Here is a 19,350-nt window from a genome sequence, read left to right as displayed (position 1 = left end):
CATAAAACAAGATGTTTTTGTTCCTGTATGTATTATAGGCTATTTTCAAATAAATAGTCAACTACATTTTTTGGCGAGTATTTTTGAACAAAAGAGTAGTACTCTACTATTTCGCAGCATTCCTAAAATAAAAACAGATTTCCTGTTTTTATCTTGGAGAATCAGCTCTATATAGCTAATTTTCTCAATTTATTAACGCATTTGCCGTTTTAAAAAAAGATGGCGCTATTTTGCAGCCATCTTCTCTATATTATTTATTTTTAATATACTCTCTTTCTTATAAAGAATATTCCTAAGCAACTCATCATAATCAATAAAGACCATCCAATCATATTAATATAAGTAGTATCACCCGTCTTAATCTGTTCATTTTTATCAGTCTTATTTGTATGCTGAGTTGGTATTTCTGCTATTTCAATATTATCAGACTTAAGTTTAAGCTGTTTATATGAAGCATTCAACATTTCATAAGCTTGATCCACTTCACTTTGTGTAGCTTCTTCATTCTTTAATACTTCTTTACTTTGATTTAATACTGTAATTAAAGAATCTGTATTTTCATACTTACTCATGTCTAAAGCATCAATTTTTGAAATCAACTCTTCAAGTTTTGTCTTATCTGCTTTTAAAACAAGATGATCAATAGCCTCTGATAAGGTATTAACCATTTCATCAATTTCTTCTTGAGTAACATCAGCTGTATCTATGAGTGCTTTCGCTTTAAGTACTTCATTATTCACTCTCAACAATGATGAAGCAGTATATTTTGTTTGATCAATAGATTCAGCTTTACCAATAATAACCATTAACTGAGAGTAATCAATCTTCTTTTCTAAAGCATTTAAAGCTGCTTCTAATTCTAATATTGCCTTTTGTACCTTATCATTTTGAGGAACAGATTCTTTATAAGCTTCTTCAGCTTGCTTTCTCTTGTCTGTAAGTAATTTAATTGATTCTTCTGTATATTTAGATTCATCAATGTCTAACGCCTTTGTAATCAATTCTTGTAGATGTTCATAAGATTCTTTAGTCACAAGAAGATCTTTTGCATCAGACAAATTCTCATATGCTTCTAAGACAGATCCTTCATTCGCATTTTCATCATTTATTACTTCTTGTGCTTTATTCAAATAAATGTCTAATTTCTCTACACAAACATCTATATACAATGAACGATCAAGCTTATTCACTTCATCAACCAATGCAATTAAATCTGTTTTATCGCTCTTGAAAATCAATTTATCTTTTGCTTCAATAAGTTCCTCACAAATAGAATCAATCTTTTCCTGACTACTATTTTTATCATTGTAGATCATTTCAGCTTCTTGTAACTTATCTTTCAATGTTTCAAAAGTAGCAGGTGCATATACTGATTCATCAAGATTTTTACATTCTTTAATTAAACTACCCAAATAATCAAAATTAGCTAATAATTTCAAATTATTAATACTATCTAGAAACTCTTGTTTTGTTTCTAATATCGTAGAAGAATCAACATTTTCATTGATCACCTTGTAGGTATTATTCAATGCTCGATTGAATCTTTCCTTTGTTTCAGGTGTATAAATAGAAGTATCCATATTGACATTCATATAATATAGATTTGTTAGTTCACATTTATCAAGTGAATCTCCATATACTTCAAATTCCCATAATGAATACCCATAAATACTGTTAGGTTTAATTCCCTGCATTTTCACATATCTAGCTGTTACGCCATTATAATTATATGTTTCAATACCACCATTAGAATGTTGTGCATGTGTAATATCAGTCCATGTTTCTCCATCTAAAGAAACCTGTAACTTATATTCCTCTGCTCCAGTTCCTTCCCAATTCAACTTTATCTCATTAACATTGTAATAATCACCAAGATCAACAGAAATCCATTGGTTTGAGGCATCTTCCTTATTGTCTTTCTGTCTTAAAGAAACCCAACGAGATTCCTTTCCTGAAGTTGCATCTTCACTTCCATCAAATGCCTTGGAAGAATCATATTGTGCTTTATATGAACTAGATGCACTAGACTTCTTATTTAGTGCTAAATTTGTAGTCTTTGGCTGTTTCACTCTATTACCATATACTTCAAATTCCCATAATGAATAACCATAAACAGTAGAAGGTTCTAGGCATTCTACTCTTACATATCTAGCTACTGTTTGGTCAGTATAGTCAAATTCTCTTTTTCCACCTTTTCCATCACTTACTGAAGTAATATCCTTCCAGTTTTTTCCATTTGAAGAAATCTGGATTTTATAACTTTTAGCACATGCTGCTTCCCAATTTAAAACTATTTTTGAAATATCATAATAATTCTGTAAATCTACATAAATCCATTGATAATCAACATATTTACCATAATTATCTTTTCTTCTTTGAGAAACCCATCTTGATTCTTTACCTGATGTTTTATCTAAGCTTCCATCAAATGCTTTTTCAGAACCATATTGACTCTTATAAATACTAGATGAATACGAAGGTTTATTTAATGCAATGTTTTGATTTTCATTAACTACTGATGATTTATCACCATATACTGCCACTTCATTAATACCGATACCATAATTCTTATTATTCACACGTCGTGTTTTATAAGAATGAATTTTAAGATATCGACCATAAATATATGAATCATATGTATGAATATCACTTAATGATGCATTTGTTTTTGTTTCAGTAACAACCTGCCAAGTTTTCTTATCAGCAGATACTTCTATTGTATAATCATCAGAGCAGGCATTTTCCCAATCAATTTGAATCTTATTAATTTTTGAATACTGTTCTAAATCAATAATAATCCAATTATCATCACTGTTTCTAATTGATCCCCAACGTGTTTTTATATCACCGTCAACAGCATTTTCTTTCTTTAATTCATCATTATATTGTGAACTTGTTTCTACTGATTTGTTTAATGCGATATTACTATAATTCGTATCTTCTTGTTCTTCATCACCATACGCAACAAGTTCATATATACTAATTCCATAATTCTTTCCATTAACAATTCTAGTTTTTGTAGAATGTATCTTTAAATAACGACCATAAGCATTATCATCAAATAAATATTGATCATATAATGATTGATTTGATTTTAATTTATCTTTTATAGTAGTCCAGTTTTTCTTATCTAAAGAAATCTCAATACTATATTCATCTGAACATGCAGCTTCCCATAAAATATTTAAAGCCTTAATTGAACAATTTTTCTGTAAATCTACAATAATCCAGTTATCATTACTATCTCTCTTTGAACCCCATCGTGTATTTGTATTGCTATCAACAGCATTCTCTTTCTTTAATTCATCATTGTATTGAGAACTTACTTCAACAGGTTTCTTATATGTTAATGCATCCTGACTTTTACAGCTTATTTCTTTAATTTGATAATAAGACCCCTTAGTTTTCTTCATTACTATCTTTATATAAGGGTATATGCCACCGATGCTGACAGTATAATCATTCACATTTTGATTCACTGATTTTAAATAAGTATATGTTTTACCATCTTTAGATGTATATATATCAAAATCTGAAGCATAATGATCTCCCCATTTGATATTTAATTCTGAAATATAACTATTACCAGCATAAAAGCTGATCCATTCTTCATCATTAGACTTACTCTGCCAATAAGTACTCATATCATTATCAAAAGCTGATTTGACATCATGTGGTGATAAGGATGAACTAGCATTGTACAAATTACTATCATCTTCATTTAACGTCATAGATGAACCTGTATAAGGTGCTGATGGCGTAATAAAATCAGTTTTTGTAGTAGTTTGACCATAATCAAGTTTAACTTGAATAGTAGTATTACTTTGGCTTTCTGATGTTGCAAGAGTGATTTTTCTTTGATTTTCAGATTCATCAATAATTAAACTACAAGGCTGATCAACCGTTACTTTATATCCTGTTTTATATTCTAATGTCCCTGCTTTGTAAAAATTGATTTGTGTCTGTTTAAGATTTTCATTTCTAACCGCTTGAATATTTTCATTATTCGCAACAATAGTTATAGTATTATTATCAGCATATTCTGAAACCTTCTTACTTGTCTTATTTGGCAAAATAATATAAGAATATGACTGATTACTAGGCTTTATTCCATGATTAATATATGCCTTAAATGTTCTTGGAGTAGAAGCTTTCTTTTCTTCTGCCCACAAAGAAGGATTGTCTTTCTGATATGCATTAGAAACAGTTACTGATGTTTCATTTGGGAAAACATATCCAACTTTATTATTGTAAATCCATTTACTATTTTTAATAGTTTTAGTAGTATCTTGAGAGATCACATCTCCATCCACTAAAACATTATCAGCTTTTGCCTGATTAAGTGTTGTATGGATTTCAACTGATTCACTAGATGTAATGCCTGAACCTAGTGCTACAATTTCATCATCAAAGAAGAAATATCCTTTCTTTACTTGAGTTCCTTTTTTATCCATTGCATAAGCACAAGCGCCATACTGTCCATTCGATACACCGATAGTATGACTTGTTCCATTAGTAAAACGTCCTGAATTAGAATAATCCTGTACTAATCTTGCAGCAGTTGTTGTTCCAGGACAATGTGCCCAATCATAAGTTGGATAAACAGTAGCATATTCATCACCATCAACAGTAATAGTAGATGTTGCTGATGAAGTCCAATAGATAAGTTGACCTTTATTTCCATTAGGCCAGCTTCCTCTCCATTCTCCTCCAATGATTTCATTGGAATCCATTTTTATATTAACACCATAATCATTTCTCATATGAGAGGCATAACCTGATCTCCACATATAGTAGTTTCCATTTTTACCATTTGTGATCTGTGGGTTTTCAATATTATTCAAAATGTCTTGATACTCTTTAGCGTGTGTTTTATCAGAAGCAATCATTCTTTTTAATGGCTCAATATACTCAGCTGCATAATTCTTATAACCAACTGAATATTTATATTCACGATAACCTAAATATAATTCTTGAATATCTCCTCTAATTGTCCAGCTTGTTCCATTAATCATATAATCAGCCATACGATTAATAACATCTTTTCCTAATGAAAATGAAGTATCTCTCAACATATAAATCCAGAAACTCATATCTCTAAACATAGACATTCCATAGCCATTTGAATAAAACTGTTTACCATGCATATAAAAACTGTTGTCTACTTGTACAGCTTCAGATGTTTTATCATCCTTCTGTGTAACTAAACAATAACTCAGATAATTATTGATCATATCATGTAAATGTTCAGAATCTTCTGTCAACAAATAATAATAAAGATAGTTTTGATCAAACCATAGATTATTTTGACCTGTTCCATATTTAACTGGTACTTTTTCTAAAAGCTTCTTTAACATGATATTTTCTGTATCTTCATCTACAACATCTTCTAGAAATAGAGCCATTCTAGAAAAACGAAGCTGTACGCCTACTTGATTTTCCCACCAGTTTGTTGAACGAGGATTTTGTTCAGCCCAATACTTAATAGCTTTCTCTAGTTTATTTACTACTTCCTGCTTTTTATATAAAGCATTACCTTCTTTACTATAAGCTATAGAAATAGCTTGAAGACGATCTAATGCTAGATAAGGAGACCATGCTGCTCCATTTGCAGCATTATTATTTGCCTTATAATTAACATCATCAAAAGAACCATCTTCTTTTATAAGTTTTAGATAATCGACTGCTTTTGAAACATAACATGTTTCAACTTTAGAACCATCATCAATAGTATCTAAAGATAAGAAATGTTCCTTTAGCCTTCCTTTGATCATACTTATTTCTTCATTAGATGTTAATCCAAATGTCACTTGTACATTTGATAGTGACATTGTGAATACAACAAACAAAGAAATCATTATTTTTACTACTTTATTCATCATTAACCCTCCTTTTGTAATCGCTTTCTAATTATAGAATGCCATTCCTATACTTTAATTTCAATTTGGATTAACTTGAATAATTATTATTTTACCGAATCTCTTTCAATTATTTTAGTAGATAATAATTGAGTCATTTGAACATCGTTTTCACGATGAATACGATCTATAAGTTTATTGACCGCAATTTCTCCCATTAATTCTTTTTGTACTTGAACAGTAGTAAGTTTAGGGATTGTTTTATCACATAGGGGTGTATCATCAAAGCCAGTAATAGCTATTTGATCTGGTACTTTTATATTCATTAAGGTCAAAGCATTCAACAATATAAATGCATTAGAATCATTAGCACATACAAAAACTTCAGGTAATTCACTTTTTTTAAGTAATGATACAATGCTATTAACATCGTTTTCTAATACATATTTCTCTGTTTCATGTAGGATGGAGTATTGATTTATATATGATTCTATATCAGATGCAATACTTCTATTTACTAAAGCTTGTTTATATCCCATAAAACGATCAGAAAAGCTTAAAGAGTATTCTAAATCTCCAAAAAATCCAACTCTTTTATATCCTTTATCAAGAACATATTGAGTGATTAAATACCCTCCCTGTTTATTGTGAGTTAAAACACAATCACATGTATCTCCTAGTGATGTATAATCCACAAGAACTACAGGAATACCTGTATTTTTCAACTGATTTAAATTCTGATCCGATATTTTACCAACCACTAAAATACCAGCTACTTTTCTATCTATAATACAATTCGGAAATTCAAATTGGTTATCTTCAAAATAATTCAAAATAGAGATATAACCTAATTCTTTAGCACGTTCAACGATTGAACGTAAGACAATAGAATAAAAATGTCCTGTATTTGCATAATAGCTCTGCATAAGAATACAAATATTAGATTTAGAAAAGACTGAAAGATAATGATGTTTTTCATTAATATATCCCATTTTATCAGCTGTTCTTAATATTTTTAGACGCATTGATTCACTTACACCTGGCTTATCATTTAATGCAATCGATACAGCATTAATAGAGATATCCAATTCTTTCGCTATATCTTTCATAGTCACTTTCATGTTCTCACCCCTTGTTTACAACACTTCCCCATTACTACTTATTACATTCTTATACCATTCAAATGACTTCTTCTTAATTCTTTTCATATCCTTTAAGTCATCATTATCTCTATTCACATAAACAAAACCATATCTCTTCTTCATCTGTGCACGACTGCTTAATATATCAATAGGACCCCAAGATAAGTATCCTCTACAATCTACACCTTCTTCTACAGCTTTCTTCATCTCTTCAATATGTTTTCTCATATAATCAATACGATAATCATCATTAATAACACCATCTACTAATTGATCATCATATCCATAACCATTTTCTACAATATAGATAGGCATTTCATATCTATCATAGAGTTGTCTTAGAGTGATACGTAATCCAATAGGATCTATTGTCCAGCCAAATTCAGACATTTCTAAGTAAGGGTTCTTCTTAATGACTACATCTTCCACATTAGTCAAACTATCTTCACCATAATGACTAATAGTAGACATATAATAACTTATTGCAAGAGCATCTGTTTTACCCTTTTCAAGTATTTCAAAGTCCCCTTCTTCTATAACTGGCATAGTCCCTTCTTTTTTCATATTTGCTAGAAAGTAACTGTTATAATGTCCTCTCGCAAAGACATCTAGGAATACAAATGCTTCGCTCTGGGCTTTCATAGATTCTAATGTATCTAATGGATGACATGTTTCAGGATAGCTTTGTACAATAGTCGCCATACCTAAAACATAGCCTCCTTTTTGATGAATGTATTCGTTAATCAAACTATGCGCGATTAATGTATTATGCATAATTTGATGATCTAGAGTAATAGGGTTTTCTCCTTCAGGACATACAGCACCAAAGAACATCTTTGGTCCTTTCTGTAGTATTCCATTCTGTTCATTAAAGATAATCCAATATTTTACTTTATGACAATAACGATCTACGATTTTCTTGCATAATTCTACAAATAGATCAACAACCTTTCTACTTTCAAAACCATTGTATTTCTCATATAAGAACACAGGCATTTCAAAGTGATAAAGCGTAGGAATAGGTTCTATATCTCTCCTTAGTAATTCATCTATGAATTCATCATAGAAGGCAAAACCTTCTTCATTATACGTATTTTCATCACTCATAAGTCTAGACCAGTCTAAAGAGAAACGGTATGCGTTAAAGCCTAACTCTTTATATAAGTCAAAGTCTTCCTTGTATCTATGATATGCATCAATACCATTCTTAAAGTCTGAAAACTTACCAGTGACTGTTAAGTCACATACTGCAGGAACTTTTCCTCCTTCAGTATATCCACCTTCACTTTGATGTGCAGTGACAGCACCACCCCATAAGAAATCTTTTCTTAGCATCTTTATTAGCTCCTTTATGTATATTCTTATTTCATTCTATTAAGGATATACTTGAATTTCAAGGAACTAACGCTTGAAAAGAAAAACTATGGAAATGGTATACCTTCATCTTCTTCATCAGGACATTCATACTGTGAACTTTCTCTTTTAATTCTATGGTATTCTTTAATAACTAAATCAATAGATTCATATCTACTTACCTCTCTTATTTTCCCTTTATTTGTACTATAATATTAACAGGGGGTGCCGTATATGTATCCAATACTACTAAGAAATGATGGACCTATAGAAAATGATATCAAGCCTTATTGTTTAGATGGTAAAGATATAAAGACGGCTTTGGAAGATATCAAGAATAGTCTTCTTTTTTTATCTGACAAAATCGAAGGTGAAGAGGAAGTAAAAGTGATAGAATTACTCACCAATCTTATTTATTTAAGAAATAGCATATCACCAAAGTTTGTGAAATGTACTAAATCAGAGTTAGACAAGTTATATAAGAATTATAAAGTAGAAGTAATCTCTGAAGATTGTTTTTCTAAAGTGAATTCTAATAGAGATTTTTTAAAAGAAATAAATGATCGTACTGATTATATTTTCTTCAATAAGAAACGTAAACTTACTACTCGTATAAAAGTTTTTGATGAAGAGAAGTCTATTGAAAGACAACGTGACTACGAAAAGGAAGTAGATGTAATATTAGATCCAGATAAGGTCTATTCTCCTATTGATATGAATAATCGAGTCAATGAACTCAGTTATCAAGAGTTCTTAAGAAAAAATATTATCTATAAATTAAATAGAGTGCCTCTTGATCGTATGTTAAGTTTGAAAAAAGATAATGATATGTTTGCTGATTGTCCTTACTTTTATGATATTGATGTATCCAATATGTTCTGTAGAAAGTACAAAACAGCAGAATATTATAGTGTATTCAATGAATATCATAATAGAATCAATAATATGTTAGATCAGCAGAAAGATGACAAGTATATCCTTGATCAAGACTCTTTATTACGTAAGAAACAATATAATGGTTATGCTGTATTTAAAAGTGATGATAAGATGACTGCTAAGGATAAGGCTTCTTTATTCTATGATATCTGTTCTGAAATCGATCATATCTTAAAGGGTGTACTGTATACTTATAAGTTAAGTGAAAGTTTACTTTATAATAATGATATAGTTGTGGATGAAGAAAATATTTCTGTTGAGTTCTTTAAGAAGTTCAACTATTTTACTACTATGTATGATTGGGAAGAATTCAAGGATATTGAGAATAAGCCTAAGAAGGTGGATATTTTGAATGCATTTCTTTATTCTTATATGCTTGCATGTAAAATAAATAAAAAAAATCAAGAAGAGAATAAAGCAATGAAACAAAAACATAGTAAAGAACCTTCTAATATCAAATTTCCTGAGTTAAAGAGATTAGATCCTGGTTCTAAGATGTATGATAAGTATAATTGTGAGTTTATCCGTGAACTTGCAGGAGTTTTTGAAAAGGTCTTAGGATTAAATAGAGCTGAATTAATTATAAAATTTTCAATGTTGTATACGATTCCTATTATTAATAGTTATAATAATGAACTCAATGAATTAGGAGTTGCGGAACTGACTGCTTCAATATCAGATTCTAATAAGATGACAACAAGAAATATGAAACAATTAAAAACGATTGTAAAACAGTTAAGAAAGCAGTTGATCAGATTAGGTTATATTTATTTTACTTTCTTCCGTTTTATAGATAGTAAGAATTTTAGAGAATACGATATTGGTTTTACTAACTTTCTAGAATATATCAACTTCAACATAGAATGTGATGAACCAAAGAAGTGGTATCTGTTGATTATGGGCTTCTATAAGGACTATACAGAAGAACATAAGGATTTGATTGTATCATTCTTTAAAATGCCTTCTCTATGCAGTATATTAGAATCCTATTTTGATTTATGTGAGAAGCTTTATTTGATTTGTGATTATATGAATGAGAATCCTTTTAATACAATCATGTTGTCAAAGAATGGTACAACCATCTATGATTATAAAAAGAAAGATTGGATGGGAGGATTCCAAGATCTATTAAGTAGAAATACGGATAAGATTCTTAATGAGAAAGGTGATGAGTCATATGAGCGCTGATTTAGAGATGGTTAAAACATATATTAAGTACTTAAAATCATTTTGTCCAACACCTGAAGAAAGAGAGTTTCTAGAGAAACATAAAAAGGATATTCTAGAGAATGATTATTATCATGCTTTAGTGAATGAGTCTATTAGAAAGAACAATTATAATGAAGAATATTATAAAAAGAGAGAACAATTCAAGGGTATTGAGATTATTGAATCACTTACAGAAATGATTGGTTCTTTTGTGATTGATGGATTAAACAACATTAAAGATATCAAGAATAATATGGATGCCTCACTACAGTTAAATCAATTGTCGCTTTGTGGATCTAGAGGAAGTAATGATACGGATGATCATACTATTTATTTAGAGTATTATCCTGAAATGAATGCATTGAATATCTTATCTCCAGAAGAACTTAACTTTATTGTAGAGGTCAATGATAAAGAAGTGATTGCAGAATATATTGATTTTGATACACAGACAAATAGGTATTCTTATATGATAGAGAATATTCATGAAAATGATCAAATAACAATCTATATCAAGAATAATTAAGGGCAGGCAGCTGCCCTTTTATTGTGTTCTCAAAATTGAACACCAGTGAATATTCTTACATGAGTGTTCTTAAATTTGAACACTATTGCATATTTGCACATCAGTGTTCTCATATTTGAACATAAATTGAATTAATTAAGATAATATGATATAATCTAATCAGAATAGAGGTGAACAAAATGATTGAAAGAAAAGAATACTTAAAACAGTTATTATCCTGGAAAGATCAAAGTATTATAAAAGTACTTACCGGAATTAGACGTTGTGGAAAAAGTACAATTTTAAAATTGTATCAAGAATATTTGTTAAATAATGGGATTGATCCATCACAAATTATTTCTATTAACTTTGAAGAACTTGAGTATGAAGATCTACAGGATTATAAAAAACTCTACCAATACATTAAAGATAGATTAGTAGAGAATAAGATGATGTATATTTTTCTAGATGAAATACAGAATGTTCCTTCTTATGAAAAGGTTGTAGATAGCCTTCACGTAAAAGAGAATATAGATATCTACATTACAGGTTCTAATTCGTATATATTTTCTGGTCAGTTAGCTACTTATTTAAGTGGTCGATATATTGAAATACCTGTTCTCCCTTTATCATTTAAAGAAGTCTATAATCCACAAACAAATAAAGAAGAGGCTTTTCAAAAATATATAAAAACAGGTGGTTTTCCTTATATCCATCAAATACAATTACTAAATGAACAAATTGATATGTATCTAGAAGGAATCTACAATACTGTGATTGTAAAGGATATTGAAGAAAGAATTAATAGAAAAAATTCAAAGAGTGTAACTGATATTGCGTTACTTAAAGCTATATCCAAATATTTATCAAGTGTTGTTGGAAGTCCTGTTTCTATACGTAGTATTACTAATTATTTCAAATCTAACGAAAGAACGACTTCTCCTAATACTATCAGTAATTATGTTGAAGCATTATGTGAATCTTATCTTTATTACCCAGTAGAAGTCATGGATGTTTCAGGTAAAGAAGTCTTAAAGTCGAATAAGAAATATTATATTGTAGATCCAGGAATTCGTAATTATATTCTTCCAAAGCAATTCTATGATTTAGGATTCACAATTGAAAATATCGTTTATCTAGAACTACTGAGAAGAAGATATAATGTGAATATCGGACGAAATGGTCGTACAGAAGTCGATTTTATCGCAAAAAGAAATGATGTATATACTTATATACAAGTCACTGCATCACTTGTAGACGAAAATACATTCAATAGAGAAATTCGTCCTTTAAAACAAATTAAGGATAATTATGAAAAAGTCATCCTTACTTTAGATAGATATACGCTAGGAAACTATGAAGGTATCAAAGTGATCAATATAATTGATTGGTTATTAGAAGAATAGGCTATAGCAACGAGGTTTGCGACAGCCTATTTTTTAGGCGCCAAATTATATGGTGTAGCTGAAAATATCGATTAAATCATATTGAGATCTTTATATCTAATCAGTTTTAAGCGCCTTATTATTTAATGTCCTTGAAATGGGATCTCACATTAAATAGTAGATAGCCTTCTTAGATCAAATATAAAAAAAGAGCTGTAACGTTCAAGGTACTAGTAAGTACTGTCTATTCGTTGCAACCCCTTTATAGTAATTAAAATAAGCTTATCCAATGATAATCTTTATTGTATAGAAGTGTATCTCTATAAGCAGATGTATTTATTCAACGTTTTTTCACTATTTATATTTTTATTATCTATTGCTTAATATCAAGGCTGATACTTTCTGAAATCGAATGGATCTTCTCGCTCAAAAATCTGAGCCCATCTTGCAGATATAAATCTGGCATATTTGAAGTCTTCTAGTCCATAATCACCAGATGAATAAGCATCATTGCATTCTACTACTATTGTTTTATGATCACTTGTCACACCAATATCAATAATGCAGGCTGCTGGTCTTTCTTCCCATGTTCTAAAATCCTTCATAATCTGATCAATGACATGTGGATCATATGTATAATGATAATCCCCTTTATATGGCTTTATATCATAAATTTCATCATAATAAATAAAACATCGCCATTCTCTTCTAATATCTATTGCTTCACTGCATATGACTTCATAGTTTTCTTCACAATTACCACATCCAACTAAATCTTTGATACTCTTTATAACTTTTCCTGTAAATACTTTTGACTTAACCGGTTTAACAAACCATCCAGCAGACCATTTTTCCACATGAGAAGAAATAGAATCAATCGTATCATACCAAATCTTTCGTCCTAAATACTTCTTTAAGCATTCAGGATAATCATCAACATGAACATCATCATACCCAAACTTTCTAAATATTTCTTCACATTGATAAATATAATCAACTACTATATCTTCTTTTGTAACGACATCGTATATATCATCTAATACTTCATAGGGTATAATTTCACAGCCTAATTCACTAAAGCCATATATCGCTTTTGTAAATGTTTCACTTTTCCCAATAACTAATCCAGAATTAGAATTCTTTTTACATTTTACGTAAACCTTCATATGTTTCACCTACTTCTTATTGTTCAAATATTTATAGAGTATTTTATAATACGTTTCATAATCAAGAGAATATGGCAAGCCTGAAACTCCATCTCACATTTATTATACTCTATATTTTATTATTATGTATTGAGTTAGACTTCTATGACACCTTTAATTAGGGGTTAAGATAAATTATTGTAAAGTATATGAATGATATTTTCCGAGTATTTCTTTTTCAGTATTATAAGCCCTTAGAAATAATCCTATAGCTTGATGATGCTCTCCAAAATGAGCATAATAAGCAGCAAGATTGTTTAATCTTGCCAATGTGTCTTGGTGATGCAAGCCAAGTACTTGTTTTGAAATTTCATATACCTGTAGACCACACTGTATGGCTTGATTGTAGTCCCCTAATTCATCACAATAATTAGATAAATCATCTAATGTATTTAATGTATCTGAATGATTTTCTCCTAGAGTCTCTTTGTAGAAAGCATAGAGTTGTTGGGTCAACTGTACTGCAAGAGCATAATTATTAGAATTGATTGCATCTTGGATCATTTTTAATAGTGTATCTGCCTTAATCATAATGAGACCTCCATAGTTCATATTGTAAAGGACGAAGAGAAAGAATAGCAACAACTAAAAAAGAGATAGCATTTTTTCATGCTATCTCTCAAAAGGTAGAATTTTAAGATCTTCTTTTTCTCTTAAGTAACATTGCACCTGCAATTGTCATCATAGAAATCCAGCCTGCAATTGATGTCACATCGCCTGTCTTAGCAGGTTTCTTATCATCAGTTGGATCTTTTGGAGTTTCCTTATCAGATTCATTTAATCCTTCTACTTTTACGATGAAGTCTGCTGAGAATGATTTTCCTTCTGCATCTGTTACTGAAATTGTAACAAGAACATCTGTATCCTTCTTAGGCATAGTGACTTTACCATCTAATGCGATGATACCTTCAGGACTTACCTGAGTAATCTTGATGTTGTAACCTTCTGGAACCTTAGGAAGAACAAGTTCTTTTTCGCCCTTCTTAATCACTGATGGTACTTTATTACCAGCAATGATTGCATCTAAGATATCTTTTGATGAAGGTGCTGTTGGTGTTACTTCTACTTTCTTAAAGTTTGCTTTAAGTGTAGTATTTGCGTTTACTTCAAATGTATATGGGTTAGAAGTACTTACTACTTTTCCATCTGCATCTGTCCAGTTTACAAATTCATAACCTTCATGAGCTGAAGCTGTTAATGTCGCTTTTTTACCTTCTTCATAAGTACCATCTGATTTATCCATAGAAACAGTTCCCATGTTCTTATCAGTTTCTACAATAACTGCATATGTCTTAGCGGGTGCTTTTTCAACAGTGACCTTGATTGTAGCCTTTAATCCATCTGGATTTACTAAACCTTCTGGTAATGTGAATGTACCTTCTAATATATATGTCTTGCATTCATCTGCATTATAAGCATTCTTATTCCAAGTAACATCTACTTCTTCTGTTTCGTTGTTTCCAAATGTAACAGTAATCTTTTCTGGTAGATTTAACTTATCAAATGAAGTGCCCTGTAGAACAGTCAAATCATCTAACTTCTGAATACTTGTAATCTTAACATCTGCTTCAGCAGATCTTTCAAACTTCGCAATTAAAGATGTATTACCCAATACATTGAATGCGTATTCTGCTTTATCAGATACTTTTTCACCGTTAGGACGATACCATCCCTTAAATACATATCCTCTATGAGGTGTTGCAGTAACAGTCACAGATTTACCTGCTGCAACTTCCTGACCACCACTTACTTTTCCACCTTTTTCTGCTTCTACATAAACAGTATAAGTGTTATTAGTTACTTCTTTATTCGCAATATTGAATTCAGAAATAGCAACCCATCCATCATTTGACTGACTTGCAACAAACTTGAATCCATAAACATTCTGTTTATCAAAAGTAAATACTTTTTCTGACTTGTTAGCTGCAAATGTCTGATCTTTTGCTACTTCTACCCATTCTCCATCCTTTTCAGTCTGGATATAAAGTGATGCTTTAGTCACCTGACCACTGTTAGAGTCCTGACGTGGTGTAAATGATACCTGGTTGATTTCATATGCTTTATCAAACTTGATTTCAGTCCAGATACTTCCATCAGCACCCTTACCGCTTCCTGCTCCACCTGATGTAGTAGGAACCTTATCTTTTGTAGCCTGTGACCAGTCTGAATGCCAGATTGTAGAAGCTTTATTATCAAATGCCATACCGATAATACCTTCATTCTGACCACCGTGAGCTGTTGGTGTTTCTGATTCTGCTTTTCCTGTCCAAGCTGCTTTGTTGTAAAGATCTACTTCTGGTGCTTTTTCAGTAACTACTACGTTATCAATAACTGCAGAAACTGTTTCTGTCTTAGAACCGATTCTTTCTAATGGTAATGCGAAAGTTGCATGTGTGATGTTTTCTTTCTTTACAATATCATTATGAATGAATTTACCTTTTGCATCACATACATATTCACCATTAACATAAAGACCTGTCTTCTGCTGAGCTGTAGTGATTGTGATATTGACTGTCTTACCTACAGGTAATTCATAATCAAAATAGTAATTATAAAGTTCTCTTGTAAATCCTAACTTACCATCTTCCATGATTCTGATATCATGTGTTCCATAGTCAGCATCTGATTCAAATAGGATATCTCCTGGTTTAGCTGGTTTCTTTAACTTAATATCAAATGATAACTTGTTTCCATTTCCAAGCTTCTTAATTGGAGAAGTGACATAACTTACGCCATCATTTAATACTAATGCATTATCCTTGATTTCAGTATTCTTTCCTTCTTTAAGGTCACGTTTGTTTTCAGAACTATCTTTTAAGCCATTATTGAAATCATAGCTTTCATAGTTTTCACCTTTTTTATTTTCTTTGTAATAAGGGTTTGTATTAGGTCCTGTTCCCTTATCCTGAGCGAGTTTTGCGAGCGCATCTGCACTGCCTTTTTCCTTACCAGTCGCAGCCCATGTCTTTTCTGCATAGAATGGTAATGCATCAAAGAAACGCCAGTATAGATCAGATTCACTTAAACCTGATGCGCTCTTATCGATGTTATCACTCCATAATGCGAATGCAGCACCTAACATCTGATCATCACCAGCAGGAACATACTTATAAGAACCACCTCTGACCCTTACTTTATTTGCTTCAAACTGATTGAAGATTCTATTTACGTTTAATAAGTCACCATAAGCATTGGCACGTCCTTTGTTTCCATTTGGAACCATATAACCAAAGTCATCAATTGTATTAATAAGCTTATATCCCATATCATACATTTCAATACCATCTGCCCAGTCAGCTGACCAAAGGTTCATTTCTACATTATCAATAGCTTCTCTCTTAATCTGAGTCACTGGATTATCTTTGATCCAAGTTAAGCCACCCCACATACGTACTGTATTTGTTTCTTTTAGGTGAGGAACTAAATCATTAACGAATCCACGATATGCTGTATAGTTTGATAAGAATTCATCTGCACCAATATGTACAGTTGTTTCTCCATCAAATACTGGATTAGCACCTTTTGTATAATCATCAAAGATTTCTTTGATCTTATCTTTTGTTTCTTTCTTAGAGACATCAAGATGGTCAATAAGTGGTCTATTACTGTTTAATGGTGATACCTTATTCTGAACCATCAATTCTGGCCATACTTTAGTAAATGAAGTCGCATGCGCAGGAACATCAATTTCAGGTACTACCTTCATACCAAGGGCTCTTTCACCCTGGATGAATTCTCTGAAGTCCTTTTTAGAAATAGAATAGTCTTTTGCAGTAGGTGTTTCACCTCTATCGTTAGATAATCCTGATTCTAGACGGAATGCTTCATAGGCTTTAAATGCTTCATTTTCATTATCACCTTTACCATACTGTTCTAAGAAGATATAGTTATCAGATAAATGAGCCTGGAAGTCATTCATCTTATAGTAACGCATTGTTCTTGCAACTTCCTTCATCATATCTAATGAAACTGGTTTACGTGCTACATCGAATAAGAATCCACGTGTCTTGAAACGAGGATAGTCACGCATTTTACCAATCTTATAGCCTTCATTGTCTTCTTTATACATCTGAAGGATTGTCTGCATACCATACATGTTACCTGTTGTATGAACAGAAGCAACATTGATACGATCTTTCTGGATATCCATTGTATATCCTTCATCACCTAGAAGAGTATCTGGTGCTTTTAATTCAAAGTTGAATGCATTAGCCTGAGAAGCACCTTTTTTCACTGTAAGGTTAATACCTGTGAAATCTTTATAATCACGTACAAATTCATCTACAACAGTTTTTAACTTATCATCGGTATAAGTTACTGTCTTTAATGCGTTAACAGAAATCTGTTCTGTTGAGTTTGAATGCCATTCCTGGATTTCTGGAATAACAGTAGGTTTCGCATTCTTACCTATCACTTGTTCATTAATACCTTTTACAACATAGTCAACATCTGCAGTCTTCTTTTCTTTTCCTGTAGAAGTTTCTGTAACTACATAAGAGACTTTTACATTCTTATCAACTAATGGATGGACAATCTTACCATCATCACCAATGATCTGTTCAAGGTCTGCACCATTGATTCTTACAGTAAATCCTTCTGGTACAGCTGGCATATCTAATGTATTCACACTTGCTTCAATTGTCTTACTCTGAGATTCAATAGAAGAGACAACAGAGTTTAGAGTAGCAGTCTGTGCTGTTTGTTCATTAGAATAAACTTCCATTTCAGCAATACTTACGTTATTCCATGATGCTGCTTCAGCAACAAAGTTACATAGTTTTAATTCTTTTGCTTCAATAGGGTCATTGAACTTAACAACAACTTCGTTATTATAACCGTCACCCTTTTTGGTATTAGTAAAGCTCTTTGCAAGTTTTTCTACACCATCTTTATCTTTGTATTTGATATCAAAACTCTTTACGTTAGATGGCATTGGTGCTACATCTCTTTCAAAGAAATGAATCTTAAGTTCCTTAACGAGAGTCAATCCATCAAATTTAGTATTTAACCAGATATTAGTAGTTGGATTTTCATAATCACTTGCCCAGCGGTTCGCTTTTTCTGTGCTTCCATCTTTTACTTTATCTGGACTAAGTGTATTAGCTTCACTACTTGATGCAGTGACTGTAGCATTTGCCATATGGTTCTTATTAGGCGTAGCATCTGCTTTTTCAATGATTCTACTATAGACTTCAATTTCATTGATTCCGACATTTTTCCAGTTGATTGTACCTGCATCTGCAGAAAGTACAGTTACCTTTACTTTAGTGGCTTGATGATCTTTATCTAACTGAATGATTTCAGCTTGTTTAGCTTTAGTAGTCTTTCTATATACTTCTTTATATTGTCCGTTTTCTTCTAGTTCAATCTTATAGCCTAGAATATTCTGTGCATCATCCGTTCTTTCGAAATTGATATTAATCTGACGTACTGTCTTTTCTCCACCTAGATTAATTTCAATCCATTCATTATCTGCCTTATTCTGTGCAGTTCCCCAGCGAGTCTTAATATCACCATCTACTGCTTTACTTGGTGATGTAGAATCTACTTCATAACTACTTGCATTAACAGTACATCCTTTAGCAAGATTTAAGTTTTCTACAGCATAGACTGGTCTTACATCAACAAATGCAGCATTCGCAATCATGACAGTTGCAACTAATCCAATAACACCTTGTTTTTTGTTCATTATCCCTTTTCCTTTCTTATCTATATAGGACCAACAAAAAAGACCAAAGTACCCCTCTAAAAAAGAAG

At 31.3% G+C, this 19,350-nt stretch carries 9 protein-coding genes; 3 read left to right on the top strand and 6 right to left on the bottom strand.

Annotated elements, in window-relative coordinates; translation table 11 throughout:
• Positions 1–260: 260 nt before the first annotated feature.
• The 3 genes from ACFOZZ_RS03915 to ACFOZZ_RS03905 form a co-directional block, all read right to left on the bottom strand.
• Positions 261–5,879, bottom strand: a complete 5,619-nt coding sequence (locus ACFOZZ_RS03915; protein ID WP_376814755.1) for a discoidin domain-containing protein — start codon at positions 5,877–5,879, stop codon at positions 261–263.
• Between the two features lie 86 nt (positions 5,880–5,965).
• Entirely contained in the window at positions 5,966–6,979 is a 1,014-nt protein-coding gene (locus ACFOZZ_RS03910; protein WP_278860535.1) for a LacI family DNA-binding transcriptional regulator, read from the bottom strand.
• A gap of 15 nt (positions 6,980–6,994) precedes the next feature.
• Positions 6,995–8,335 (bottom strand): glycoside hydrolase family 1 protein, encoded by a 1,341-nt coding sequence (locus tag ACFOZZ_RS03905; RefSeq protein WP_055233812.1) that lies wholly within the window; start codon positions 8,333–8,335, stop codon positions 6,995–6,997.
• A gap of 252 nt (positions 8,336–8,587) precedes the next feature.
• Here ACFOZZ_RS03905 and ACFOZZ_RS03900 point away from each other — a divergent pair, with 252 nt between their 5' ends.
• The 3 genes from ACFOZZ_RS03900 (at position 8,588) to ACFOZZ_RS03890 (ending at position 12,409) form a co-directional block, all read left to right on the top strand.
• Entirely contained in the window at positions 8,588–10,477 is a 1,890-nt protein-coding gene (locus ACFOZZ_RS03900) for a hypothetical protein (RefSeq protein WP_376814754.1), read from the top strand.
• The gene (locus ACFOZZ_RS03895; protein ID WP_376814753.1) at positions 10,467–11,024 is read left to right on the top strand and encodes a hypothetical protein; all 558 of its coding nucleotides are present in this window, start codon (positions 10,467–10,469) and stop codon (positions 11,022–11,024) included. The genes ACFOZZ_RS03900 and ACFOZZ_RS03895 overlap by 11 nt, the downstream gene beginning before the upstream one ends.
• Positions 11,025–11,203: 179 nt before the next feature.
• Complete coding sequence (locus ACFOZZ_RS03890; RefSeq protein ID WP_278860531.1) at positions 11,204–12,409, top strand: ATP-binding protein; 1,206 nt, start codon at positions 11,204–11,206, stop codon at positions 12,407–12,409.
• A gap of 365 nt (positions 12,410–12,774) precedes the next feature.
• Here the strand turns inward: ACFOZZ_RS03890 and ACFOZZ_RS03885 are convergent, their stop codons facing one another.
• The 3 genes from ACFOZZ_RS03885 to ACFOZZ_RS03875 form a co-directional block, all read right to left on the bottom strand.
• Positions 12,775–13,554, bottom strand: coding sequence for an ATP-grasp domain-containing protein (locus tag ACFOZZ_RS03885; protein WP_278860530.1), 780 nt, complete (start codon positions 13,552–13,554; stop codon positions 12,775–12,777).
• A 174-nt stretch (positions 13,555–13,728) separates the two neighbouring features.
• On the bottom strand, positions 13,729–14,124 hold the full coding sequence (locus tag ACFOZZ_RS03880; RefSeq protein ID WP_376814752.1) for a tetratricopeptide repeat protein: 396 nt from the start codon (positions 14,122–14,124) through the stop codon (positions 13,729–13,731).
• A gap of 103 nt (positions 14,125–14,227) precedes the next feature.
• Entirely contained in the window at positions 14,228–19,282 is a 5,055-nt protein-coding gene (locus ACFOZZ_RS03875) for an InlB B-repeat-containing protein (RefSeq protein WP_376814751.1), read from the bottom strand.
• Between the last annotated feature and the right edge of the window lie 68 nt (positions 19,283–19,350).

The organism is Catenibacterium sp. GCM10023432 (assembly GCF_042651925.1).
Classification (GTDB): Bacteria; Bacillota_I; Bacilli_A; order Erysipelotrichales; family Coprobacillaceae; genus Catenibacterium; species Catenibacterium mitsuoka.
Note: the sequence above shows the minus strand (reverse complement) of the source record. Positions and strands in the feature narration are given on the sequence as shown.

Bases quoted from the DNA above. Each gene is read 5' to 3' on its own strand.
- ACFOZZ_RS03910 (WP_278860535.1), bottom strand. From the start codon at position 6,979: ATGAAAGTGACTATGAAAGATATAGCGAAAGAATTGGATATCTCTATT.
- ACFOZZ_RS03875 (WP_376814751.1), bottom strand. From the start codon at position 19,282: ATGAACAAAAAACAAGGTGTTATTGGATTAGTTGCAACTGTCATGATT.
- ACFOZZ_RS03880 (WP_376814752.1), bottom strand. From the start codon at position 14,124: ATGATTAAGGCAGATACACTATTAAAAATGATCCAAGATGCAATCAAT.
- ACFOZZ_RS03900 (WP_376814754.1), top strand. From the start codon at position 8,588: ATGTATCCAATACTACTAAGAAATGATGGACCTATAGAAAATGATATC.
- ACFOZZ_RS03885 (WP_278860530.1), bottom strand. From the start codon at position 13,554: ATGAAGGTTTACGTAAAATGTAAAAAGAATTCTAATTCTGGATTAGTT.
- ACFOZZ_RS03915 (WP_376814755.1), bottom strand. From the start codon at position 5,879: ATGAATAAAGTAGTAAAAATAATGATTTCTTTGTTTGTTGTATTCACA.
- ACFOZZ_RS03905 (WP_055233812.1), bottom strand. From the start codon at position 8,335: ATGCTAAGAAAAGATTTCTTATGGGGTGGTGCTGTCACTGCACATCAA.
- ACFOZZ_RS03890 (WP_278860531.1), top strand. From the start codon at position 11,204: ATGATTGAAAGAAAAGAATACTTAAAACAGTTATTATCCTGGAAAGAT.
- ACFOZZ_RS03895 (WP_376814753.1), top strand. From the start codon at position 10,467: ATGAGCGCTGATTTAGAGATGGTTAAAACATATATTAAGTACTTAAAA.